The following is an 18399-nucleotide window of genomic DNA, read 5'->3' as shown; positions in this document are numbered from 1 at the left end:
AAGTTTCTGACAAGGAGGAACCCCAATATGAAAAAATATACAAATATGAACGATATGACCCTACAAGAATGTGAACATCTTAGAGTGGAAATGGAAATGAAGAAAAACTACTACGGTGCTTTTGTGAGCAACGTACTGACGGATGAAATGACCGAAAAAATGGAAAGCCTGTACGGCTGTGATTCGAACCAATAGTTACCAGTCAGCGGAGCGTTCTGCAGCTGATCAAACAATTGTTGTTTCGCGAATAGCCCAAGCGACCAATTGGCACTGATGAGACGCAGAATTGAACTAAGTGAGCTCCTGCGGTGGAGCACTTAGGGAAATAGAATACTTAAATGAAAACAGCTGGAGACGTCATCGACGTTTTCCGGCTGTTTTTTTGTGCGGCTGGGAATAATGGTTGGCTTTAATTGATGGAAAGGGAACATTGACAGGTTTTGCTCAACATGATAATCTTTAGTGAGTTTACAGGTGTCAAGATAATGAAAAAATTAAGCCGTGGAGGTTAGGGTATTGAGGGATAAGTTGAACAAACAGTTGGATGATGCAGAATTAGTCGCGGGGATACAGAGGTTGAAGCAGGAGAAGGATATCGTTGTTCTAGCACATTTCTATGTCCAGGACGAGATTCAGGACGTGGCAGACTACATTGGCGATAGCTATCAGTTGGCGAAATTGGCGCAGACTACGCCGGAGCAGACAATCTGTTTTTGCGGCGTAAACTTCATGGGGGAGAGCGCGAAGATTTTGAGTCCGGGCAAGCGGGTCATTATGCCGGATATCAAAGCCGGTTGTCCGATGGCTGATATGATAACGACCGATGAAATCGAGCGTGTCAACGCCCAGTACGATGATTTGGCGGTTGTCGCGTATGTGAATACGACGGCGGAAACCAAGGCACACAGCGATGTTTGTGTGACGTCATCCAATTGCCTGGAGATTGTGCGCAGCCTGCCGCAGAAAAACATCTATTTTATTCCGGACATCAATCTAGGATCGTACATTAAGAGCCAGGTTCCGGAGAAAAATGTCATTTTGCACGACGGATTTTGCTGCGTTCACCACAAAATCCGCGTTGCGGCTGTACAGGAGATGATCGAAGCCAATCCGGATTACAAAGTACTGGTCCATCCAGAGGCACAGTCGGAAGTTGTTGCACTCGGTAATGTAGTCGGCAGTACGAAGGTTCTGTTGGATGAAGTGAAGAAGAATGATGCACCTGGATATATCGTCTGTACAGAAGTTGGCATTTTGCATCAGATGAAAAAGGCGGCTCCGGGTAAGGAGTTCCTGGTGCCGACACGTACCCAGACATGCCGCAGCATGAAACGGAACACATTGCAGAAATTGTATGATGCGATGGACACCATGACACCGGAAGTCAAGATGAATGAAGAATTGATGCAGCGGGCTCTCCGACCGTTGGAAAAGATGATGGAACTTTCGTTGAACTTAGTTAGATGAGTGAATGAATACTGCGAAAAACAGCCGCAGACGTCAAATTTGACGTCTCCAGCTGTTTTTAGTGTGTGTCGATTTAATTTCATGTCGTAAAGCCATGATACCACGGACGGACTAGTTATCAATTATCCGAAAATTCTAGTTGTTGCTACGCCTTTTCCCCGCCTGTATCCTCCTGCATGATATCCGAACTGGTTTTCCTTTTGTCGGCTATTCTGCCCAAGCGGATGACATGGGCCAGATTTTCCTCGTAAGTTTCGGCAAATACGATCGAATACAGGACGTCCAGCAGGTAGATGATGGAAAGGTTAATCGTGAAGTTTCCGATTTTGGAGTAAAGCTTCTCGCGCGTCGTGATCGGCAGATAGCAGTCCACCACCCGCGAAAGGTAGTTGTCGCCGATGCTCGTAATTCCGATCGTCGGAACGCCTTCAGCTTTCAATATATTTGCGATCTGTTTCATCGCATAGCTTTCGCCTGTATAGGAAATCAATATGGCACAGGTTCCCTCGGGACAGGTGTAGGCTGTGTAGACGTCTTCCCCTTTGATGGTGGAGACGGCAGTGTGATGCTTGATTCGGTTCATCTTCAGAGCAAAGTCCTGTGGGATGAGCATGTTGGCGTTGTTGGCGAAGATTTGGATATGCTTAGCCCTCAGCAGCATCTGCTTAGCCTGCTGCAGCGTGTCGTGGTGGATGAGCGAGAGCGTATCCTCGATTGTCGATTGTCCGAGCGAGGCCATCTTATTGCTGATTGTCATGATCGAGTCGTTCGCCTCAAAAGGCAGGTTGGCATCGATGTTGACGAAGTTGCGGGTCAGATAGTCGTGCTCTTCCTGGTAAGCTTTTTTGCATTCCACCCATCCGTCGAAGCCTAATTTTTTGGCGATGCGGATCAGTGTGGAAGGTTGTGTATAGGTTTCGGCTGCGATTTCCTGCATCGTCTTTTCGTCCAGCACTTCCGGATAACGCAACAGATAGTCCACGACTTCTTTTTCAGCCGGAGAAAATTTGATGGTTTCCATTTTTTCGCGTATCAACATAGGTGGCGCGTCTCCTTTTATCAAGTCCAGCGATCCATATCAGATTGGAATCGCGTTTCTGCTATTTACAAAAATTATAAATTAATGTAAATGATATGTAAACGATATTTCGCTCAAAAAAGGCCAAAAAGCGAAAAAAATTTGAATTATTAGGCGAATTTTGCACGAATTTTGTAAAAAGGTTTTGAAGTGAACCGAGAACCCTTGTTATCGTTATTTACATGATAGATAATAACCTTGTAAACGAAACGAGGAGGAATATACAAATGACTAAAGGCGTTAAAATTGTAACAATCGGCGGAGGAAGCAGCTACACACCTGAATTAATGGAAGGATTCATCAAACGTTATGATGAATTGCCTATCCGCGAAATCTGGTTAGTGGATATCGAAGCGGGAAAAGAAAAATTAGAAATCGTTGGCACAATGGCGCAACGTATGTGGGATGCCTCCCCTTACGACGTGAAAATTCACATGACTTTGGACCGCAGAGAAGCTTTGAAAGATGCTGACTTCGTAACAACTCAATTCCGTGTAGGTTTACTGAATGCCCGCGTCAAAGATGAGCGTATCCCGTTCTACTATGGCATGTTGGGACAAGAAACCAATGGTGCTGGCGGTATGTTCAAAGCATTCCGTACAATTCCTATCATTTTGCAAATCGTTGAAGACATGAAAGAATTATGCCCGAATGCTTGGTTGGTCAACTTCACAAATCCGAGCGGAATGGTTACAGAAGCAGTTGTCCGCTACGGCAAATGGGACAGAGTAATGGGCTTATGTAACGTACCAGTTATGGCTACGATGACAGAACCGAAAGCATTAGGCGTTGAAAAAGAGGATCTGATCTACAAATTTGCCGGCTTGAACCACTTCCACTGGCATAAAGTCGCTGACGACAAAGGCAACGATGTCACTTACAAAGTGATCGATGCTATGTTCGACAAAGATGCTGGCTTACCGAAAAATATCCATGACATTCCGTTCTACAGAGAACAATTGGAACAAATGGGCATGATCCCATGCGGCTACCACCGTTACTACTACCGTGAAGAAGAAATGCTGACACACGGTCTGGAAGAGTACAATGGCATAGGTACGCGTGCACAACAAGTGAAAGAGACAGAAGCTGAATTGTTCGAATTATACAAAGATCCTAACTTGGATCACAAACCGGAGCAATTGCAAAAACGTGGGGGAGCATACTACTCAGACGCTGCTTGCGAAACGATCGCTGCCATCTACGGCAACAAAGATACGCAAATCGTTGTATCGACTAAAAACAATGGCGCTGTTCCTGACCTGCCAGCTGACTGCGTAGTCGAAGTTACAGCTTACGTTGGCGCACAAGGCGCTCGCAACGTGGCTTTCGGTGAATTACCGACTGCCGAAAAAGGCTGGTTGCAAGTGATGAAAGCCATGGAACTGTTGACTATCGAAGCGGCTGTAACAGGGGACTACGGTACAGCTTTGCAAGCCTTCACAATCAACCCATTGATCCGTTCAGGCGACACTGCAATCAAAATCATGAACGAATTGTTCATCGCACACAAAAAACACTTGCCGCAATTCGCTGAAACAATCGCACGCTTGGAAGCTGAAGGCGTGACTGTTCAAGACGAAATCGCAAAAGACTTAGACTAATTCAATAAGAAAACCCTATCATTCGCTTTTTTTCAAAAAACCATTTGACATTTGCTTGGAAAATGAGTATATTCTGAGAAACAACATAAAAAGTGATGATAAGAAGTAGTAAGTTATTGAGCTGACCAGAAAGGTGCCGGTCGATGCGAGGCACACATGCGAGATATCCGAATTCATCTTTGAACTTCGCACTGAATCAAGTAGGCTGCGACGGGTGATAGCGTTCGTTATTTCGCTAGGGTATTATAATGTACCTATCGAGGTAGACTTGCGCGAGTAGTCTATGAACAAAGGTGGTAACACGAGTCTATACAGGCTTCGTCCTTTCCAATGAAAATTGGAATGGACGAAGCTTTTTTTGTTGAAGAGAAAATGGAGGGATTAATATGAGTTTCAAAGCATTGAGTGAAAAAATTGATTTCGAATTGGTCAAAGAATTATCCAAACTGACACCTGAGCAAGCAGCGATGAAGGCAGCCCGCGACCAAGAGTTGCACGACATCATCGAAGGCAAAGACGATCGCATCTTGTTAGTCATCGGACCTTGTTCCGCACATGATGAAGAAGCAGTAATGGAATACGTGCGTCGCTTGGCGAAATTGCAGGAAAAAGTCAAAGACAAAGTGTTCATGGTTCCCCGTATCTACACAAACAAACCGCGTACGACCGGCGACGGCTACAAAGGCTTGTTGCATAAACAAGATCCTACCGGCAAGAGCAACCTGATCCAAGGTATCGCTGCAGTGCGCAGCCTGCACAACCGCGTCATCACGGAAACAGGCCTGACGACAGCCGATGAAATGCTATACCCAGAAAACCTGGATTTTGTTGATGATCTTGTCAGCTACCATGCAATCGGTGCGCGTTCTGTTGAAGACCAACAGCACCGTTTCGTTGCCAGCGGAATCGATCACCCAGCCGGTATGAAAAATCCGACAAGCGGCAACCTGAAAGTGTTGTTCAATTCTGTTTACGCTGCACAGCAAAAACAAAAATTCATCCATAACGGCGTCGAAGTGCAGTCCAGCTCCAACCCGTTGGCCCACGTTGTATTGCGCGGCGGAACGAACGAGTACGGCGATAACATCCCGAACTACCACTACGAAGATCTTGTCAAAGTCGTGAAAGGATACGAAGGTGGGGACTACAAAAACCCATTCATCATGATCGACACGAACCACGACAACTCAGGCAAAAAACACATGGAACAAATCCGCATCGTCAAAGAAACGATGTTCAACCGTTCTTGGAACGACGACATCAAGAAATTGGCGCGCGGCTTCATGATCGAGAGCTACCTAGTAGGCGGCCGTCAAGAAGATGACGGAACAGTCTTCGGCCAATCCATCACCGACCCATGCCTAGGCTGGGAAGATACAGAAGAATTGGTTAAATACATCGCAGAAAACGCATAAGAGCATAAAAATGAGGCCAGGAGAAATCCTGGCCTTTTTGTGTTGCTGTATGATGCGAGGGATAGGGGTGCGTGTAATCTACTTCAAGAGAATTACAGGAACAAGAAGCGATCGTCCTAGGTGCTGGAAACTGCTTCTTGAGCTAAATACACTTCTTAAACAATAATTTTATTTTCAATATAATTAACCGATTCTTTAATTCGATGAAGACCTTCAAATAATCTTTCGTGAGAAGTTGCAATATTCAGACGCATATACATTTTTCCCTCTTCACCATAGTCACACCCTGCATTTAGAGCTACCTTTCCTTTATTTACTAGTAGACGCATTAATTGATCGTCATCAAGTCCAAAATCTGAAAAGTCCAACCAAGCTAAATAGGTCCCTTCAGGTTTTTTAAACTTCACGTTAGGAATTTCATTTTTAATAAATTCCTCTATAAAATTAAATTGTTCGTCAAAATGTTGAATCAGTTGTTGTAGCCATACTTCCCCCTCATTTAATGCAACTTCTGTTGCAGTCAAACCAATTGAATTCATTTCCAAATGTAAATTAGGGCCACTATTTCTTGCTTGAGAGTGAACAAATCGTTCCCGTAATGACTGATTAGGGATAAACGCATAAGAGCATTTCAATCCTGCTAAATTAAATGTTTTTGTTGGTGCAGTTAAAGCAATGGTAAACGCGTCTGAACCATCCAGTGCCAACATACTAGTGAATTTGTTAGGTTTAAAAACGATATCTTGATGTATTTCATCGCTAATGAGAATAACCTCATACTTTTTACATAAATCTACGACTTTTTTAAGTTCAGCGTATTTCCAAACACGGCCTCCAGGATTGTGAGGGTTACAAAAAATATACATTTTTACTTGTCGGGTCTTCATTTTTTCCTCAACGTCGGTGAAGTCAATGCTGTATTCTCTATCATTGCTAATTAATTTACTTGTAACTAACTCTCTATTATTGAGCAAGACAGCGCTTGCGAATGGAGAATACACTGGATCATGAATTAATATAGTATCTTCTTCCCGGGAAAAGGCTTGAATCGCGGTGCAAATAGAGGAAACTACTGCTGGCGAGAATACGATAGATGATTTAGTCAGTTGATAATTATGTTGAGTGGACTGCCAATTTATAATTGCCTGTATGAGAGAGTCCGATGGCGTTTTGTACCCAAAGATCCCATTAGAGACCTCATTTTCTATAGCATCAATAATTTTTGAGGATGAGACAAAGTCCATATCAGCAATCCAAAGTGGCAATAAATCTTTACTCCCAAATACCGTTTCCGCCATATCCCATTTAACACTACCTGTATCTATTCTGTTGACTGATTGATTAAAATCCATTATATATCCTCTTTTCTTTTGGTGAAATACTTTTATATCAGCTACCTTCTATGTAATAATATAGGTGTATCACAAAGAAATCCAATAGATACAAAAATCGTTAAAATCAACTTTCCGTAGAAAAAAGTATTCTGGATACGTTGGAAACGATTTCATCTTTGGTTAATAGATAATCTACTCATCTTTTCAGCTAATTTCATCAAAAAGAATATTTATAATACTTTTTCATATAACCTAATTATAAAAATAAAAACTTTAGGAGAATGAATTATGTCAGACATATCGTCCGAATTGGGAAGAACCATTAGATACTTTAGAAAAAGCAAAGGAATAACTTTGGAAGAGTTAGGCGAGCAAATAAATAGAAGTAAATCTACTATGCAAAAGTATGAGGCAGGAAAAATTATAATTGATATTGAAACTTTTTATGAAATTGCTTTTGCCCTTAATGTACATCCTGAACAACTTTTGTATAGCAAATCCAACCTTTTGATGGAAACCAACTCTTCTAATCCAAAAACGTTATTTAAGGAGTCAACGACTTTATATTCATATATGTATGATGGACGAATTAATAAATTACTTCGTTCCCTTTTTATAATCTCTAACCATCCGGAACAAGGAAGGTTTCCAACCGCATTCTATATGAATATACCAACATTTGATAAGTACATGTTTGCTGAGAATACTTACTTTGGATATTCTCAACATCACGACACATTCACATCTATGTTCCTTACCCACAGTTCAACTGAAGTTGAAAACGTATCAATAACCATTTTGTCGACATTTCAAGAAACAACGGAGCGTTTGGGAATGATGAGTGGAATCTCGTTTCGTCCCTTCATGCCAGTGTCATTTAAGATGCTTTTTTCTAAAACTCCTCTTAAAGAGGATGAAGAGCTCATTAAACGTTTAAAAATCAATCAAAATGACATACGCATGATGAAATTATTTAACATGTTTAATATTATGTGATTTTAGGCATAAGAAGGGAATATAAAAAAATAGAAAAGTTAATTTCGCTGTTAGGAGATTTACTCGTTAAATTTAATAAATAAAAGAGGAGGTTGTACTATGTTTGGTCCAGATCCGGATGCGATTTACCCTAATCCAGCTATCCCAAGTGTATGTTTCATTAAAAATGTAATTACTCGTCCAACCATTAAAGTTGGGGATTATACTTATTATGATGATAATGAAAGCCCAGAAGATTTTGAAAAACATGTAACGCATCACTATGATTTCATTGGGGATGAATTAATTATAGGCAAATTCTGCGCTTTGGGTAAAGGTATTGAATTTATTATGAATGGTGCAAACCATCGAATGAATAGTGTAACGACATATCCTTTCAATATATTCGGAAATGGTTGGGAAAAAGCTACTCCTGATCTCGATGACTTACCTTTAAAAGGAGATACCATCATTGGAAATGATGTATGGTTTGGGCAAAATGTAACTGTTATGCCAGGTGTTCATATTGGTGATGGCTCTATAATTGCAGCGAATTCTACAGTAACTAGTGATATTCCTCCTTACTCAGTTGCAGGAGGAAACCCTTGTAGACTAATCAAAAAACGATTTGATGACGACTTAATTGAGTATCTTCTTTATTTGGAATGGTGGAATTGGGATTCAGAAAAAATATTCAATAATCTCGAGATATTGTGTAGTGGAGATTTATCAAAAATAAAATCGATTAATAAATAATATATTGAAGGTGGGTGTGATATGAAGAAGAATTACTTAAGCATCGACATCGGCGGCACGAATATCAAATTAGCCTTAATCGACCACTCCGGGCAGATTCAGTCCAAGAAGCAGCTGCGGACGCCTCCTGAATGATGCGAACCTGTTGGGGGCGTTGTATCAGCTGTTGCTGAATGCGGATGAATAGATGGTCTTGTCATCCCTTTGATTGGATATAACTAATCAATCGTGAAATGTAAAAATAGAAATAACCTCCACGGAGTGAGCGTCACTGCTCTCCGCGGAGGTTATTTTCGTCTGTGGTATCGATTGATGATGTCATTTATTGTAACTGCGTTTCATGCTTAAACGATGTCATTTTAGTTTTTAAAGTTTAACACTTTTTAAAATCCAATCTTATGGCTAAAAAATCACCTATCGGATTTGGCGAGGCAATACCACAAGTGGCAAGCTCGGAGCCGGAATATTTCATGTGGCTGTTGATTTTCATATAGTCTGCGCTCAAGTCAATAAAGGGAATTTTCACCAGTAAAGACAACTCGGATACATCATAAATATTTCGAAAAAGGTAAACAATGATTTTATTCCGCGCTTTGTCGGTGAACATCCAGGCGCAGTGGTTTGAGTCAAAGGGTGATTCCAATCGATAAAATTCACTCGCCCAAGTTTGAGGCATGAAGTACAACATTCCCGCATCTAATCTTCCACCTCCGCTTGAGCAATTCTCAAAAAGCACTTCAGGAAAAAGCGTCGTTATCGTATTGAGTATGCTGTAAAGCCCCATCGTGTATCGGTGCGAGTACTCGTTCGCCTGAGATTGATTCAACAAGTTAGAAGCCGGCTCCGTTATATGGCGGTTCATGTCCCATTTGATATAACTGGTACCGAATAACTCAACACAGCTTGGGGACTCTGAACGGATTCGCCCGGATCAAGTTGCCATGCGAACGTATCCGGGTTCAAACCAATCTGCAAACGCAAATGATTATACTGATTCCTTTCAAGATTACTTAGATGGTTGCCGCTATAGATCAATGTCATTGCGTGTACGTCACCGGAAAATTCTGTAGCATCCTTAGAAATCGAGAGATAGGGCGGGTATTGAGGACCATTTGCACCTCGGCTGCTTGAAATAGGATCGACCAAATGAATGATCAATGTCTGAGAATCTGATTCGGGTTTGTCTCTTGCATGAGAAAAGGCAGTGAAATGAGGTGCCTCATCAGAAATTTCAAATTTCTCATAGGAAAAGCGGCTTTGCTCTATAGAGTGGTATTCGGTAATTTGCCTCCGGTGTTAGTTTCAGCCTCCGGTTTTGGGCGAAATTCTCGAATGTTGGTAGAACATTCGAGAATCTGACATTAGCGTAGTGCGAAATTGTCGAATGCTAGAGATCATTCGACAATCTGATCCCAACGCAACGCAAAATTATCGAATACAAGCCACCTATTCGGCAAACTCGTCCTCCCAGCCAGAAAACCCAAATAAGTTTACAGCACACAACAGACGCTTTTTTAAATCCTTTAGTAAGATTTTGATATTTCGAGTAAGAACGTGATATAAAAAGGCTTTCAAAAAATTTAGAATAAATCCATCAAATGAATTTGAATGCGATTACAAAAAGGAAGAGGGATGAGAATGAGTAAGATAACTATTAATGTAAGCAACAGAGGAGAAAGAATCAATCCGAATCTGCATGGTCAATTCGTGGAGTTTCTTGGAAGCGGTATCTATGATGGGATATGGGTTGGTGAGGATTCTTCCATACCAAATTATGAAGGATTAAGAAAAGATATCGTAGACGCTTTGAAAGATATTAACCCACCATTATTACGTTGGCCTGGAGGATGTTTCGCTGACACGTATCACTGGAGAGATGGAGTCGGGCCAAGAGAGCAACGACCAAAATATTTCAATGAGAACTTCGGTACGCAACAGTTGGAGAATAATCATTTTGGTACGCACGAATTCATGCGTCTATGCGAATTGGTAGGAGCAAAGCCATGGTTCAACATCAATATGTTGTCCGGTACAGTCAGGGAAATGAGAGAATGGGTGGAATATGTAAATCGCGAAACTGCTACTACATTAGCAGAAGAAAGAGCCAACAACGGCCATCCGGAACCATTTAATGTTGAATACTGGGGAATCGGCAATGAGAGTTGGGCTGGTGGCGGAAATTATACTGCTGAAGGATATGCAAATGAATACCGCAAGCATACCAGTGCAATGCCTCTTTTTGGAGCAGGACTGCCATGGACAACACCAACACAAGAGCTGAAGATGATCGCAGTCGGTCCGGATGGAAATAAACCGAAAGAGCGTGTTGACTGGACGCAGGACTTCTTCAAAGAACTTGCGAAATATCGCAAACCTAGGATCGATGGTTATGATCTGCATTTCTATAACTGGAATCTGTCGGATGAAACTGACAAAGTAACGGAATTCAGTAAAGATGCTTGGTATCGTGTAATCAAGGGCGCCTTTGAATTGGAGGATGTCATCGAAGAGCAATATGCTCTCATCCAGCAAGGATTGAAAGCGATGCCGGTTGAAGAGGGGGCATTTGCTACTCCTATTAATGTTGATTTGATTGTCGGAGAATGGGGCAATTGGCATAACATTGATTTGACCACACCATCCATCCTTTGGCAGCAATGCACGATGAGGGATGCCATCACTACAGCATTGACGTTGGATATTTTCCATAGAAATTGCGATAAAGTGCAGATGGCCTGTGTAGCACAATCAGTGAATGTCCTAAATTCACTGTTCTTAACGAATGGAAATGAGACCGTTTTAACGCCGAATTATTATGTATTCAAGATGTATGAAGCGCATAAAGCCGGGCACAAAATCGATCTGGCTTTAGAGACAAATACGTTAGGCAATGTTTGCAAGGAAGATTTGAAAAAAATATACAGTTTTGCATCCATTAAAAACGATGTTGTGACAGTGAATATTGTGAATGTTTCCGCTGATGATTCCGAGAAAATGTCGATCAACTTTGGTCAAAATGTCGATTATATTTCCGGTATCGTCCTATGCTCCGACAACATGAATGATTATAACGAGTTCGGCGTTGAAGAAAAAGTCACTATCAAGGCTGCCGTTGCGCCAGAAATTGACGGCAGAAACAGCAGCTTCGAAGTGCCAAAATCATCGGTCACTGTACTTCAATTCAAGCTGGATGAAAATTGGGAGGAAAAACAAAATGACTAAGAGTAGAGATAAAGCAGGTATTTTGAAGTTAACCATTCTGTCGATTTCCTTAATGCTCAGTGCTGCCAGCGCCATTTCAGTCACACTGCCGATGATAAAAAATCAATTCCCCGATATTGCTCCCGCAACAGTGGAATCTTTGGTCACTATACCTTCGTTCACCATGATGATATTTATTTTGCTCAGTAGTTTTATCGTTAAGTTTATCGGTAAGAAAAAAACGGTTATGCTTGGATTGATATTAGCGTTTATTGGCGGTGTTATTCCGGTTTTTGCTACAAATTTTTCTGTCATTTATCTATCGAGATTTATACTTGGGGCAGGAACAGGTATCTATAATTCTCTAGCAGTTAGTCTGATAGGTGATTATTTTGACGGGGAAACGCAACAAAAAATGTTGGGTTATCAAACAGCTTTTGCAACGTTAGGATCCAGCCTGGCCACTTTCTTGGCTGGTATTTTGGTGAACGTTGCTTGGCAATACTCGTATCTCATTTATTTCCTTACTTTGCCGATCGTAATTCTGGTCGCTTTATTCTTGCCAGCTGATAAAAATGCAGTCGGCAGTCAGGATTCAGCCTCAAGTAAGCAAAAACAAAGCGTCAACTTATTGGTGATATTTTCATGCATCATGATGTTTGTATTCTTCATCCTGATAATGACTATCTTCACCAAAACAAGCACATTGATTGTAGAAATGAACTATACGAATCAAGGGTTTTTGGGAACTGCCTTCACGATCAGCAGTCTGGTCGGGGCGATCGGAGGTTTTGCTTATGGGCATGTCAGAACTGCTCTTAAACAATTCACTCCTGTGGTTGCACTGGCCCTTATCAGCATTGCTTACTTTTTGATTCCGTTAGTTAACAGTATGCTGATGCTTACGATTATTCTGTCTGGTGGATTTTTGGTTGTCTCAATTTTCATCCCATATATGTACGATATTTTGTTGCCAGGAGCTCCTGAAAATTCCACTAACTTAGCTATCTCATTAGCGATGGTTTCCTGTAATCTAGGCTCTTTCTTCTCACCTTTTGTGGTACAATGGCTGGGCAATTTAGTTGGAAATACAAGCACAGCTTTTTCCTTTACTCTTGGTGGAATCATATTCGTAATAATGGCATGTGTTTTTCTCCTTCGTGGATTTAAGAAGAATACTTCAGCTGTTTTAGAGAATCAAAAATAGGCTAAACTTCTAAAGGAGGCGGGATTCGTGGATTATCAGAGCATGTGCGAACATTTGGCAAAAATTATTAAAGTACCGATTCGTGAATATGATAGTACCCGCAGGCTGAAACATGTGTTTGGCGATTTTAACGCGATCCCTAGTTCCTTGGAAGAAGATAGTCCTGCTTTGGAAATATATGATGAGCTGAATAAAAAGAATCTGCCTGTAGTTGTTTCTGACAAAGGTTCATTATTGACGGCGGTTCTCTATGTCGAGAAATTATCCAGCTATTTTATTTTTGGAAGAGTGAAGGTGCCTCATGCCAAACAGATGATCCAAAGGCATTCATATGCTGATCTGGAAACGATTTGTGAAGCCATATCCTTTTTTTATGACTATCTTTATGATCGAAAACTTTCCGTATTCGAAATTCTTTCATCATCCTTGGATGAAAATTCTATTCAGGAAGCAATTTCCCAGAAAATTGGCGAAACCGCATTTCAGTATCAAGAAATGGGAGAACTGCACAATCCTTATGACCAGGAACAACGTGAACAAGCTAGTATCCGTGAAGGCAATCATGATAAATTGATGCTAAGTTTCCAGGAGAGCTACGCTGGCAGATTGGCTACTTTATCGAATGATGAATTACGGTCTGTAAAAAATCTTGGAATTGTTGTGTTAGCAATCTCCACAAGATCGGCTATTGAAGGCGGCGTCCATTCAGAGCAGGCCTTTTTGTTGAGCGACAGCTATATTTTGAAAGTTGATGAAGCGAAAACGCAAAATGAAGTATATAATATTGTACGTGGAGCCGAAATTTTCTTTACGAAGCTGGTATCAGAGTTGAAAGATATAAAAGTAGAAAATCCTCTCGTTTTTCGGACAAAAAATCTCATCCTGAAAAAAATGCATGAGAAAATTGTTGCTGAAGAAATTGCCAGAGAACTGAATACAACCCCAGCGTATCTATCGACTATTTTTAAAAAGGAAACAGAGATGACAATCCATGAATTTGTTGTCGAAGAAAAATTGAAGATGGCTGAGAATTTATTGCTTTACTCGACTTACACAATTGATGAAATCGCTAACTTTTTGGCATTCTCCAGCCAAAGCCATTTCGGAAATATCTTCAAAAGGAAATATCAAATAACTCCCAATAGATTTCGTCTGAAACATGGCATAAAGAAGGGACAGAATGAGCATTGAAATCAAACTACTTAAGCATCGATATCGGCGGCACGAACATCAAATTGGCTCTGATCGATCATTCCGGCCAGATCCAGTCCAAGAAGCAGGTCCGGACGCCGCATGAATACGGCGCATTCATCGCCACCTTGGAAAATGAAATCGAACTGGTGCGGGATGAGATTCGCGGTATCGCCTTCTGTTGCCCTGGGAAAGTTGATACCGATACGGGCATGATTTCCTTTGGCGGAGCATTGCCATTCTTGGACGGCATTTCTTTTATCGAGGAATTCCAGCCTAAATTTGATGTGCCGGTTTCCGTCATCAATGACGGTAAGGCTGCTGCTTTGTCCGAACTGTGGCTCGGAAATCTTACTGGCATCGAGAACGGACTGGCACTTGTGCTCGGGACCGGCATCGGCGGCGGGTTGATCCTTGATGGGAAACTCTATCAGGGCAAGAATTTCCAGGCCGGTGAATTGAGCTTCATGATGAAGCAGTCCGGCAAGCCATCCTTTGAGGATATGTATGGCATGACCGGTTCGGCTGTCGGACTCGTCAAGAAGGTGAATCTGGAACTAGGGACCGAGGACACGAAGGACGGCGCGGTTGCTTTCGAAGCAATCAATCAAAAAGACCCGAGCGTCTATCCGATTTTCGAAGCCTTCGCCAGAGAGGTCGCCTACATGATCTGCAACATCCAAGCCATCCTTGACCTCGAGAAGATCGTCATCGGCGGCGGGATCAGCGCCCAACCGATCGTTATCGAAGAAATTCGGAAACAATACCACGCCATCCGCGCCGGGCTGCCCTTCGTGGCGAACACCTTGACGGAAGTTGAAATCGACGGCTGCCGCTTCCTGAATGATGCGAATCTTTTAGGGGCGTTGTACCAGCTGTTGCTGAATGCGGATGAAGAAATGGTCTTGTCAGCCTTTTAATCAGACATAACTAATAAATCGTGAAATGTAAAAATAGAAATAACCTCCAAGGAGTAAGCATCACTGCTCTCCGCGGAGGTTATTTTCGTTTGTTCGGCCTGGTTAAACGAGGTTAATCAGGTTTAGCATTTTTCAAAATCTAATCTTACGGCTACATAATCTCCTATCGGATTCTCCAATGCAATACCGCAATTAGCGAGTTCTGAGCCTGAATACTGTTTCTGGCTGTTGACCTCGACGTAGTTTGCTTTCAAGTCAATAAAGGGAAGCTTAATCAGCAAAGACAACTCTGATACGTCAAATGTATTGCGGAAGAGATAAACAATGATTTTTTCCCTCGCAGTATCAGTGAACATCCAGGTGCAGCGGTTGGTGTCAAAGGGTGATTCCAATCGATAAAATTCGCTTGCCATCAAGAAATCCCTATCCGCCTTATACTGTTCAACATGGGTTTTGATGACAGCTTTCTCGTGGTCTCTAAGCTGCATGATATCCATTTCGTATCCCATATTCGTAGAGGAGGCGAGATGTTTCCTCGTTTCAAAATCTGTCATGCGTCCCGTTTGATGATTCGGAACGGATGAAACATGACCTGTCAAAGAATAAGGCGAAACAAGATAGGAAGCGCCGTATTGGATCCGCTGTCTGTCCAATCCATCGGTGTTATCGCTGGCCCAAGTTTGGGGCATGAAGTACAACATCCCCGGATCTAATCTCCCGCCGCCGCTTGAGCAATTCTCAAAAAGCACTTCAGGGAAAAGCGTTGTTATCGCATCGAGTATGCTGTATAGCCCCATCATGTAACGATGCGAGTACTCGTTCGCCTGAGATTTATTCATCAAGTTCGAAGCTGGTTCCGTTATATGGCGGTTCATGTCCCATTTGATATAGCTGACACCGAAGTCTGTGATGCTTCGGGTGAGGAGGTCGATAATGAACGTCTGGACTTCTTCCTTGGTTAGGTCCAGAATGTATTGACTCCTTCCAAGAATGGGTTCGTATTCCGCAGTGCGCATGACCCAATCCGGATGGTTCTGGATCAGATCGCTGTTTGGGGAGATCATTTCCGGTTCGAACCAAATACCGAATTGCAGATCCCGTTCCTTTGCATAATCAACGAGGGGCTTGATGCCGTTCGGGAATTTATTTGCATCTACTTGCCAGTCGCCAAGAGAAGTCTTGCTGCTGTTCCGTTCCCCGAACCATCCGTCATCGAGTACGACAGCCTCAAAGCCCATTTCCTTTGCTGAATCGATAAGATCTTTCATTATTTTTTCTGAAACGTTGAAGTAACTCATTTCCCAGCTGTTCACCAGAATTGGACGCGATTTGTTGACCCATTTTTGGGGGATCAAATGATTATTGAAAAACCGATGGAACGCATTCGAATTTCCATTGTAGCCTTTGTCGCTATAACTCAACACAGCTTGAGGGCTCTGAAAGGATTCACCCGGATCAAGTTGCCATGCGAACGTATCCGGGTTCAACCCGATCTGTAAGCGCAAATGATTATACTGATCCCTTTCAAGATTACTCAGATGGTTGCCGCTATAGATCAAAGTCATTGCGTATACGTCACCGGCAAATTCTGTGGCATCCTTAGAAATCGAGAGATAGGGCGGGTATTGAGGTCCGCTTGCGCCGCGGTTGCTGCCGACGGAAAACTTCCCATGGCTGATGGGTTGACGGTTCAATTGATACTCTTTTTGGTGTGTGCCATAAAAAGTGGTGCTCATCTGACCATCGTAACGCATATCAACTGAGGCACTGGACAGTTTTTCGATCTGCACACCGGAATTGCTCTCGTTGATGATTTTGCTTGACCGGATGATGACGTCTGCATCCTCAAAAATCGTATAAAACAGCAACAAGCGGATGCTTGAAATAGGATCGACTAAATGAATGATCAGTGTCTGAGAATCTGATTCGGGTATGTCTCTTGCATGAGGAAAGGCAGTGAAATGAGGTGCCTCATCAGAAATTTCAAATTTCTCATAGGAAAAGCGGCTTACGGTATAGCCATTGCTCATTCTTATCTGCACGGAAGGCTCACGATAATCACCTTGGTTAGGGAAACTGACTTCCAGAGGTACATACTCAAGGGAGAATTCAGGACGCTCGGGAATATTTATAGCGGCAAATGTCCGTTTTTTTAATGTCGGCTTATTCGAAAACGAATAGGATTCAATTCTTTTTCCCCAGTGGCGATGCGCCAAATAAGTATCCTCAACGATCTCAAAGACATAGCTTATGTTGTCGTTCATAAGATGGAAGACTTGCCTTTGTTCATCGTATACAATCATCTGTTTATTCATTTTTTGTAATCCTTTCGATATTGAGATGGTGATAGGCTTGTTTCTTTTCTGAAGAATTTTGAGAATGAAAGTGCATCGCTGAAACCTACGGAGCTTCCAATGATATTGATGGGATCATCCGTAGCTATCAGTAACTCTTTTGCTTTGTTGATTTTTAGATTGGTTAAGTATTTTTTTGGACTTATGCCCATTTCGGATTTGAAGATTCCGGCTAAATAGCTGGGATGAATGCCTGCAAAGTCTGCGATATCGGAGATGTGTATATCGTCATGGTAATGCAAATCCATATATCTTACCGCTTTCGATGAAACCGATGAAGAGTAGGTAGTGTTCGAATGTTTGATGCACTCTTCAAGCAGGGTTCCGATGATGTCATACATAACCCCATTGATCTTTAAGAAAGAAGCTGTGCTGTCATCGTTGGACATGTCGATAATCTTCATAATTTTGGTTTCATACAATTCTGCATCCGCACAGTCCAGAACAAAATGTTCTTCGCTTGACTGCATAAGCATTTGGACATAATTATGCGATTGAATCCCCAGGAAACCTATCCAGGAATATTTCCACGGTGAATCCATTGAGGCAGTATAGGTCGAAATTTCGCCTGCTGGGACAATAAAGAGTTGATTCTCATGAACCTCAAACCTTTTATCATTAATTTCCAGTGAGCCGTTGCCCTCCTTAACAAAATGAATAAAGTGATAATCTCTGCGCTTTGGCCCGTAGCTGTACCCAGCTTCACAATATTCAATCCCACTGTTGTAAAGAATGAAATCCGAGATGCTCTTTTTTGAAAAATCTGTGAACTTATCGGTGTACTCTCTATTATTTTTATCCATGGTTTCATTATACATGCATCCCTCTCGATGGCTATCTTGATATTAGAATTTTCCATATACCTCTGTATTTTTTCCATATTCTATTTGAGACAAG

16 protein-coding genes, 2 pseudogenes and 1 other annotated feature are annotated in these 18399 nt (G+C 42.0%); of the genes and pseudogenes, 11 read left to right on the top strand and 7 right to left on the bottom strand.

The genetic code is table 11. From position 1 onward, the window contains the following. Positions 1-27 precede the first annotated feature (27 nt). The gene (locus C7R73_RS13715) at positions 28-195 is read left to right on the top strand and encodes a hypothetical protein (protein ID WP_157077221.1); all 168 of its coding nucleotides are present in this window, start codon (positions 28-30) and stop codon (positions 193-195) included. Positions 196-516: 321 nt separating this feature from the next. Further along, positions 517-1467, top strand: coding sequence for a quinolinate synthase NadA (gene nadA, locus C7R73_RS06080; protein WP_239992583.1), 951 nt, complete (start codon positions 517-519; stop codon positions 1465-1467). A 145-nt stretch (positions 1468-1612) separates the two neighbouring features. Here the strand turns inward: nadA and C7R73_RS06075 are convergent, their stop codons facing one another. Further along, a complete protein-coding gene (locus C7R73_RS06075; RefSeq protein ID WP_106449632.1) occupies positions 1613-2506 on the bottom strand; it encodes a MurR/RpiR family transcriptional regulator in 894 nt (297 codons plus the stop codon). A gap of 266 nt (positions 2507-2772) precedes the next feature. On the opposite strand from C7R73_RS06075, the gene C7R73_RS06070 reads away from it, so the two are divergent. Further along, positions 2773-4149 (top strand): 6-phospho-beta-glucosidase, encoded by a 1377-nt coding sequence (locus C7R73_RS06070; RefSeq protein WP_106449631.1) that lies wholly within the window; start codon positions 2773-2775, stop codon positions 4147-4149. 86 nt (positions 4150-4235) lie between these two features. Further along, positions 4236-4478, top strand: a binding site (T-box leader). A 57-nt stretch (positions 4479-4535) separates the two neighbouring features. Beyond that, positions 4536-5564, top strand: coding sequence for a 3-deoxy-7-phosphoheptulonate synthase (locus tag C7R73_RS06065; RefSeq protein WP_106449630.1), 1029 nt, complete (start codon positions 4536-4538; stop codon positions 5562-5564). A gap of 155 nt (positions 5565-5719) precedes the next feature. On the opposite strand, the gene C7R73_RS06060 is transcribed toward C7R73_RS06065, so the two are convergent. Continuing rightward, the gene (locus C7R73_RS06060; RefSeq protein WP_106449629.1) at positions 5720-6916 is read right to left on the bottom strand and encodes a MalY/PatB family protein; all 1197 of its coding nucleotides are present in this window, start codon (positions 6914-6916) and stop codon (positions 5720-5722) included. Positions 6917-7186: 270 nt separating this feature from the next. Here C7R73_RS06060 and C7R73_RS06055 point away from each other — a divergent pair, with 270 nt between their 5' ends. From C7R73_RS06055 to C7R73_RS13650, 3 genes and pseudogenes are all read left to right on the top strand, one after another. Then, positions 7187-7894, top strand: a complete 708-nt coding sequence (locus C7R73_RS06055; RefSeq protein WP_106449628.1) for a helix-turn-helix domain-containing protein — start codon at positions 7187-7189, stop codon at positions 7892-7894. 99 nt (positions 7895-7993) lie between these two features. Then, entirely contained in the window at positions 7994-8629 is a 636-nt protein-coding gene (locus C7R73_RS06050) for a Vat family streptogramin A O-acetyltransferase (protein ID WP_106449627.1), read from the top strand. A 21-nt stretch (positions 8630-8650) separates the two neighbouring features. Further along, positions 8651-8755 (top strand): annotated as a pseudogene (locus C7R73_RS13650) (ROK family protein); the annotation flags it as partial. Between the two features lie 247 nt (positions 8756-9002). Here the strand turns inward: C7R73_RS13650 and C7R73_RS13955 are convergent. From C7R73_RS13955 to C7R73_RS13915, 3 genes and pseudogenes are all read right to left on the bottom strand, one after another. Next, complete coding sequence (locus tag C7R73_RS13955; protein ID WP_479688035.1) at positions 9003-9236, bottom strand: hypothetical protein; 234 nt, start codon at positions 9234-9236, stop codon at positions 9003-9005. Positions 9237-9281: 45 nt separating this feature from the next. Further along, a pseudogene (locus tag C7R73_RS13950) lies at positions 9282-9506 on the bottom strand (alpha-galactosidase); the annotation flags it as partial. Next, a complete protein-coding gene (locus tag C7R73_RS13915; protein WP_414718259.1) occupies positions 9488-9775 on the bottom strand; it encodes a glycoside hydrolase family 36 N-terminal domain-containing protein in 288 nt (95 codons plus the stop codon). The pseudogene C7R73_RS13950 and the gene C7R73_RS13915, both read right to left, overlap by 19 nt. A 462-nt stretch (positions 9776-10237) precedes the next feature. Between C7R73_RS13915 and C7R73_RS06035 the strand changes: the two genes are divergently transcribed. From C7R73_RS06035 to C7R73_RS06020, 4 genes are read left to right on the top strand one after another with little or no spacing between them, the layout of a single operon-like run. Next, positions 10238-11851 carry an alpha-N-arabinofuranosidase gene (locus tag C7R73_RS06035; RefSeq protein WP_106449624.1) on the top strand — a complete coding sequence of 538 codons (1614 nt, stop codon included), beginning with the start codon at positions 10238-10240 and terminating at the stop codon, positions 11849-11851. Next, on the top strand, positions 11844-13037 hold the full coding sequence (locus C7R73_RS06030) for an MFS transporter (RefSeq protein ID WP_161525875.1): 1194 nt from the start codon (positions 11844-11846) through the stop codon (positions 13035-13037). The genes C7R73_RS06035 and C7R73_RS06030 overlap by 8 nt, the downstream gene beginning before the upstream one ends. Before the next feature lie 27 nt (positions 13038-13064). Further along, the gene (locus C7R73_RS06025) at positions 13065-14228 is read left to right on the top strand and encodes a helix-turn-helix domain-containing protein (protein ID WP_106449622.1); all 1164 of its coding nucleotides are present in this window, start codon (positions 13065-13067) and stop codon (positions 14226-14228) included. After that, on the top strand, positions 14225-15148 hold the full coding sequence (locus C7R73_RS06020; RefSeq protein WP_106449621.1) for an ROK family protein: 924 nt from the start codon (positions 14225-14227) through the stop codon (positions 15146-15148). Before C7R73_RS06025 ends, C7R73_RS06020 begins: the two co-directional genes overlap by 4 nt. A 122-nt stretch (positions 15149-15270) precedes the next feature. Here the strand turns inward: C7R73_RS06020 and C7R73_RS06015 are convergent, their stop codons facing one another. Together C7R73_RS06015 and C7R73_RS06010 are read right to left on the bottom strand one after the other, a co-directional pair. Further along, positions 15271-17463 (bottom strand): alpha-galactosidase, encoded by a 2193-nt coding sequence (locus tag C7R73_RS06015; RefSeq protein WP_106449620.1) that lies wholly within the window; start codon positions 17461-17463, stop codon positions 15271-15273. After that, positions 17460-18320, bottom strand: a complete 861-nt coding sequence (locus tag C7R73_RS06010; RefSeq protein WP_106449619.1) for an AraC family transcriptional regulator — start codon at positions 18318-18320, stop codon at positions 17460-17462. Before C7R73_RS06010 ends, C7R73_RS06015 begins: the two co-directional genes overlap by 4 nt. Between the last annotated feature and the right edge of the window lie 79 nt (positions 18321-18399).

This window comes from Trichococcus alkaliphilus, assembly GCF_003008695.1.
Lineage (GTDB): Bacteria > Bacillota > Bacilli > Lactobacillales > Aerococcaceae > Trichococcus > Trichococcus alkaliphilus.
The sequence above is the reverse complement of the archived record's forward strand: the minus strand, read 5'-3'. Positions and strand labels throughout refer to the sequence as shown.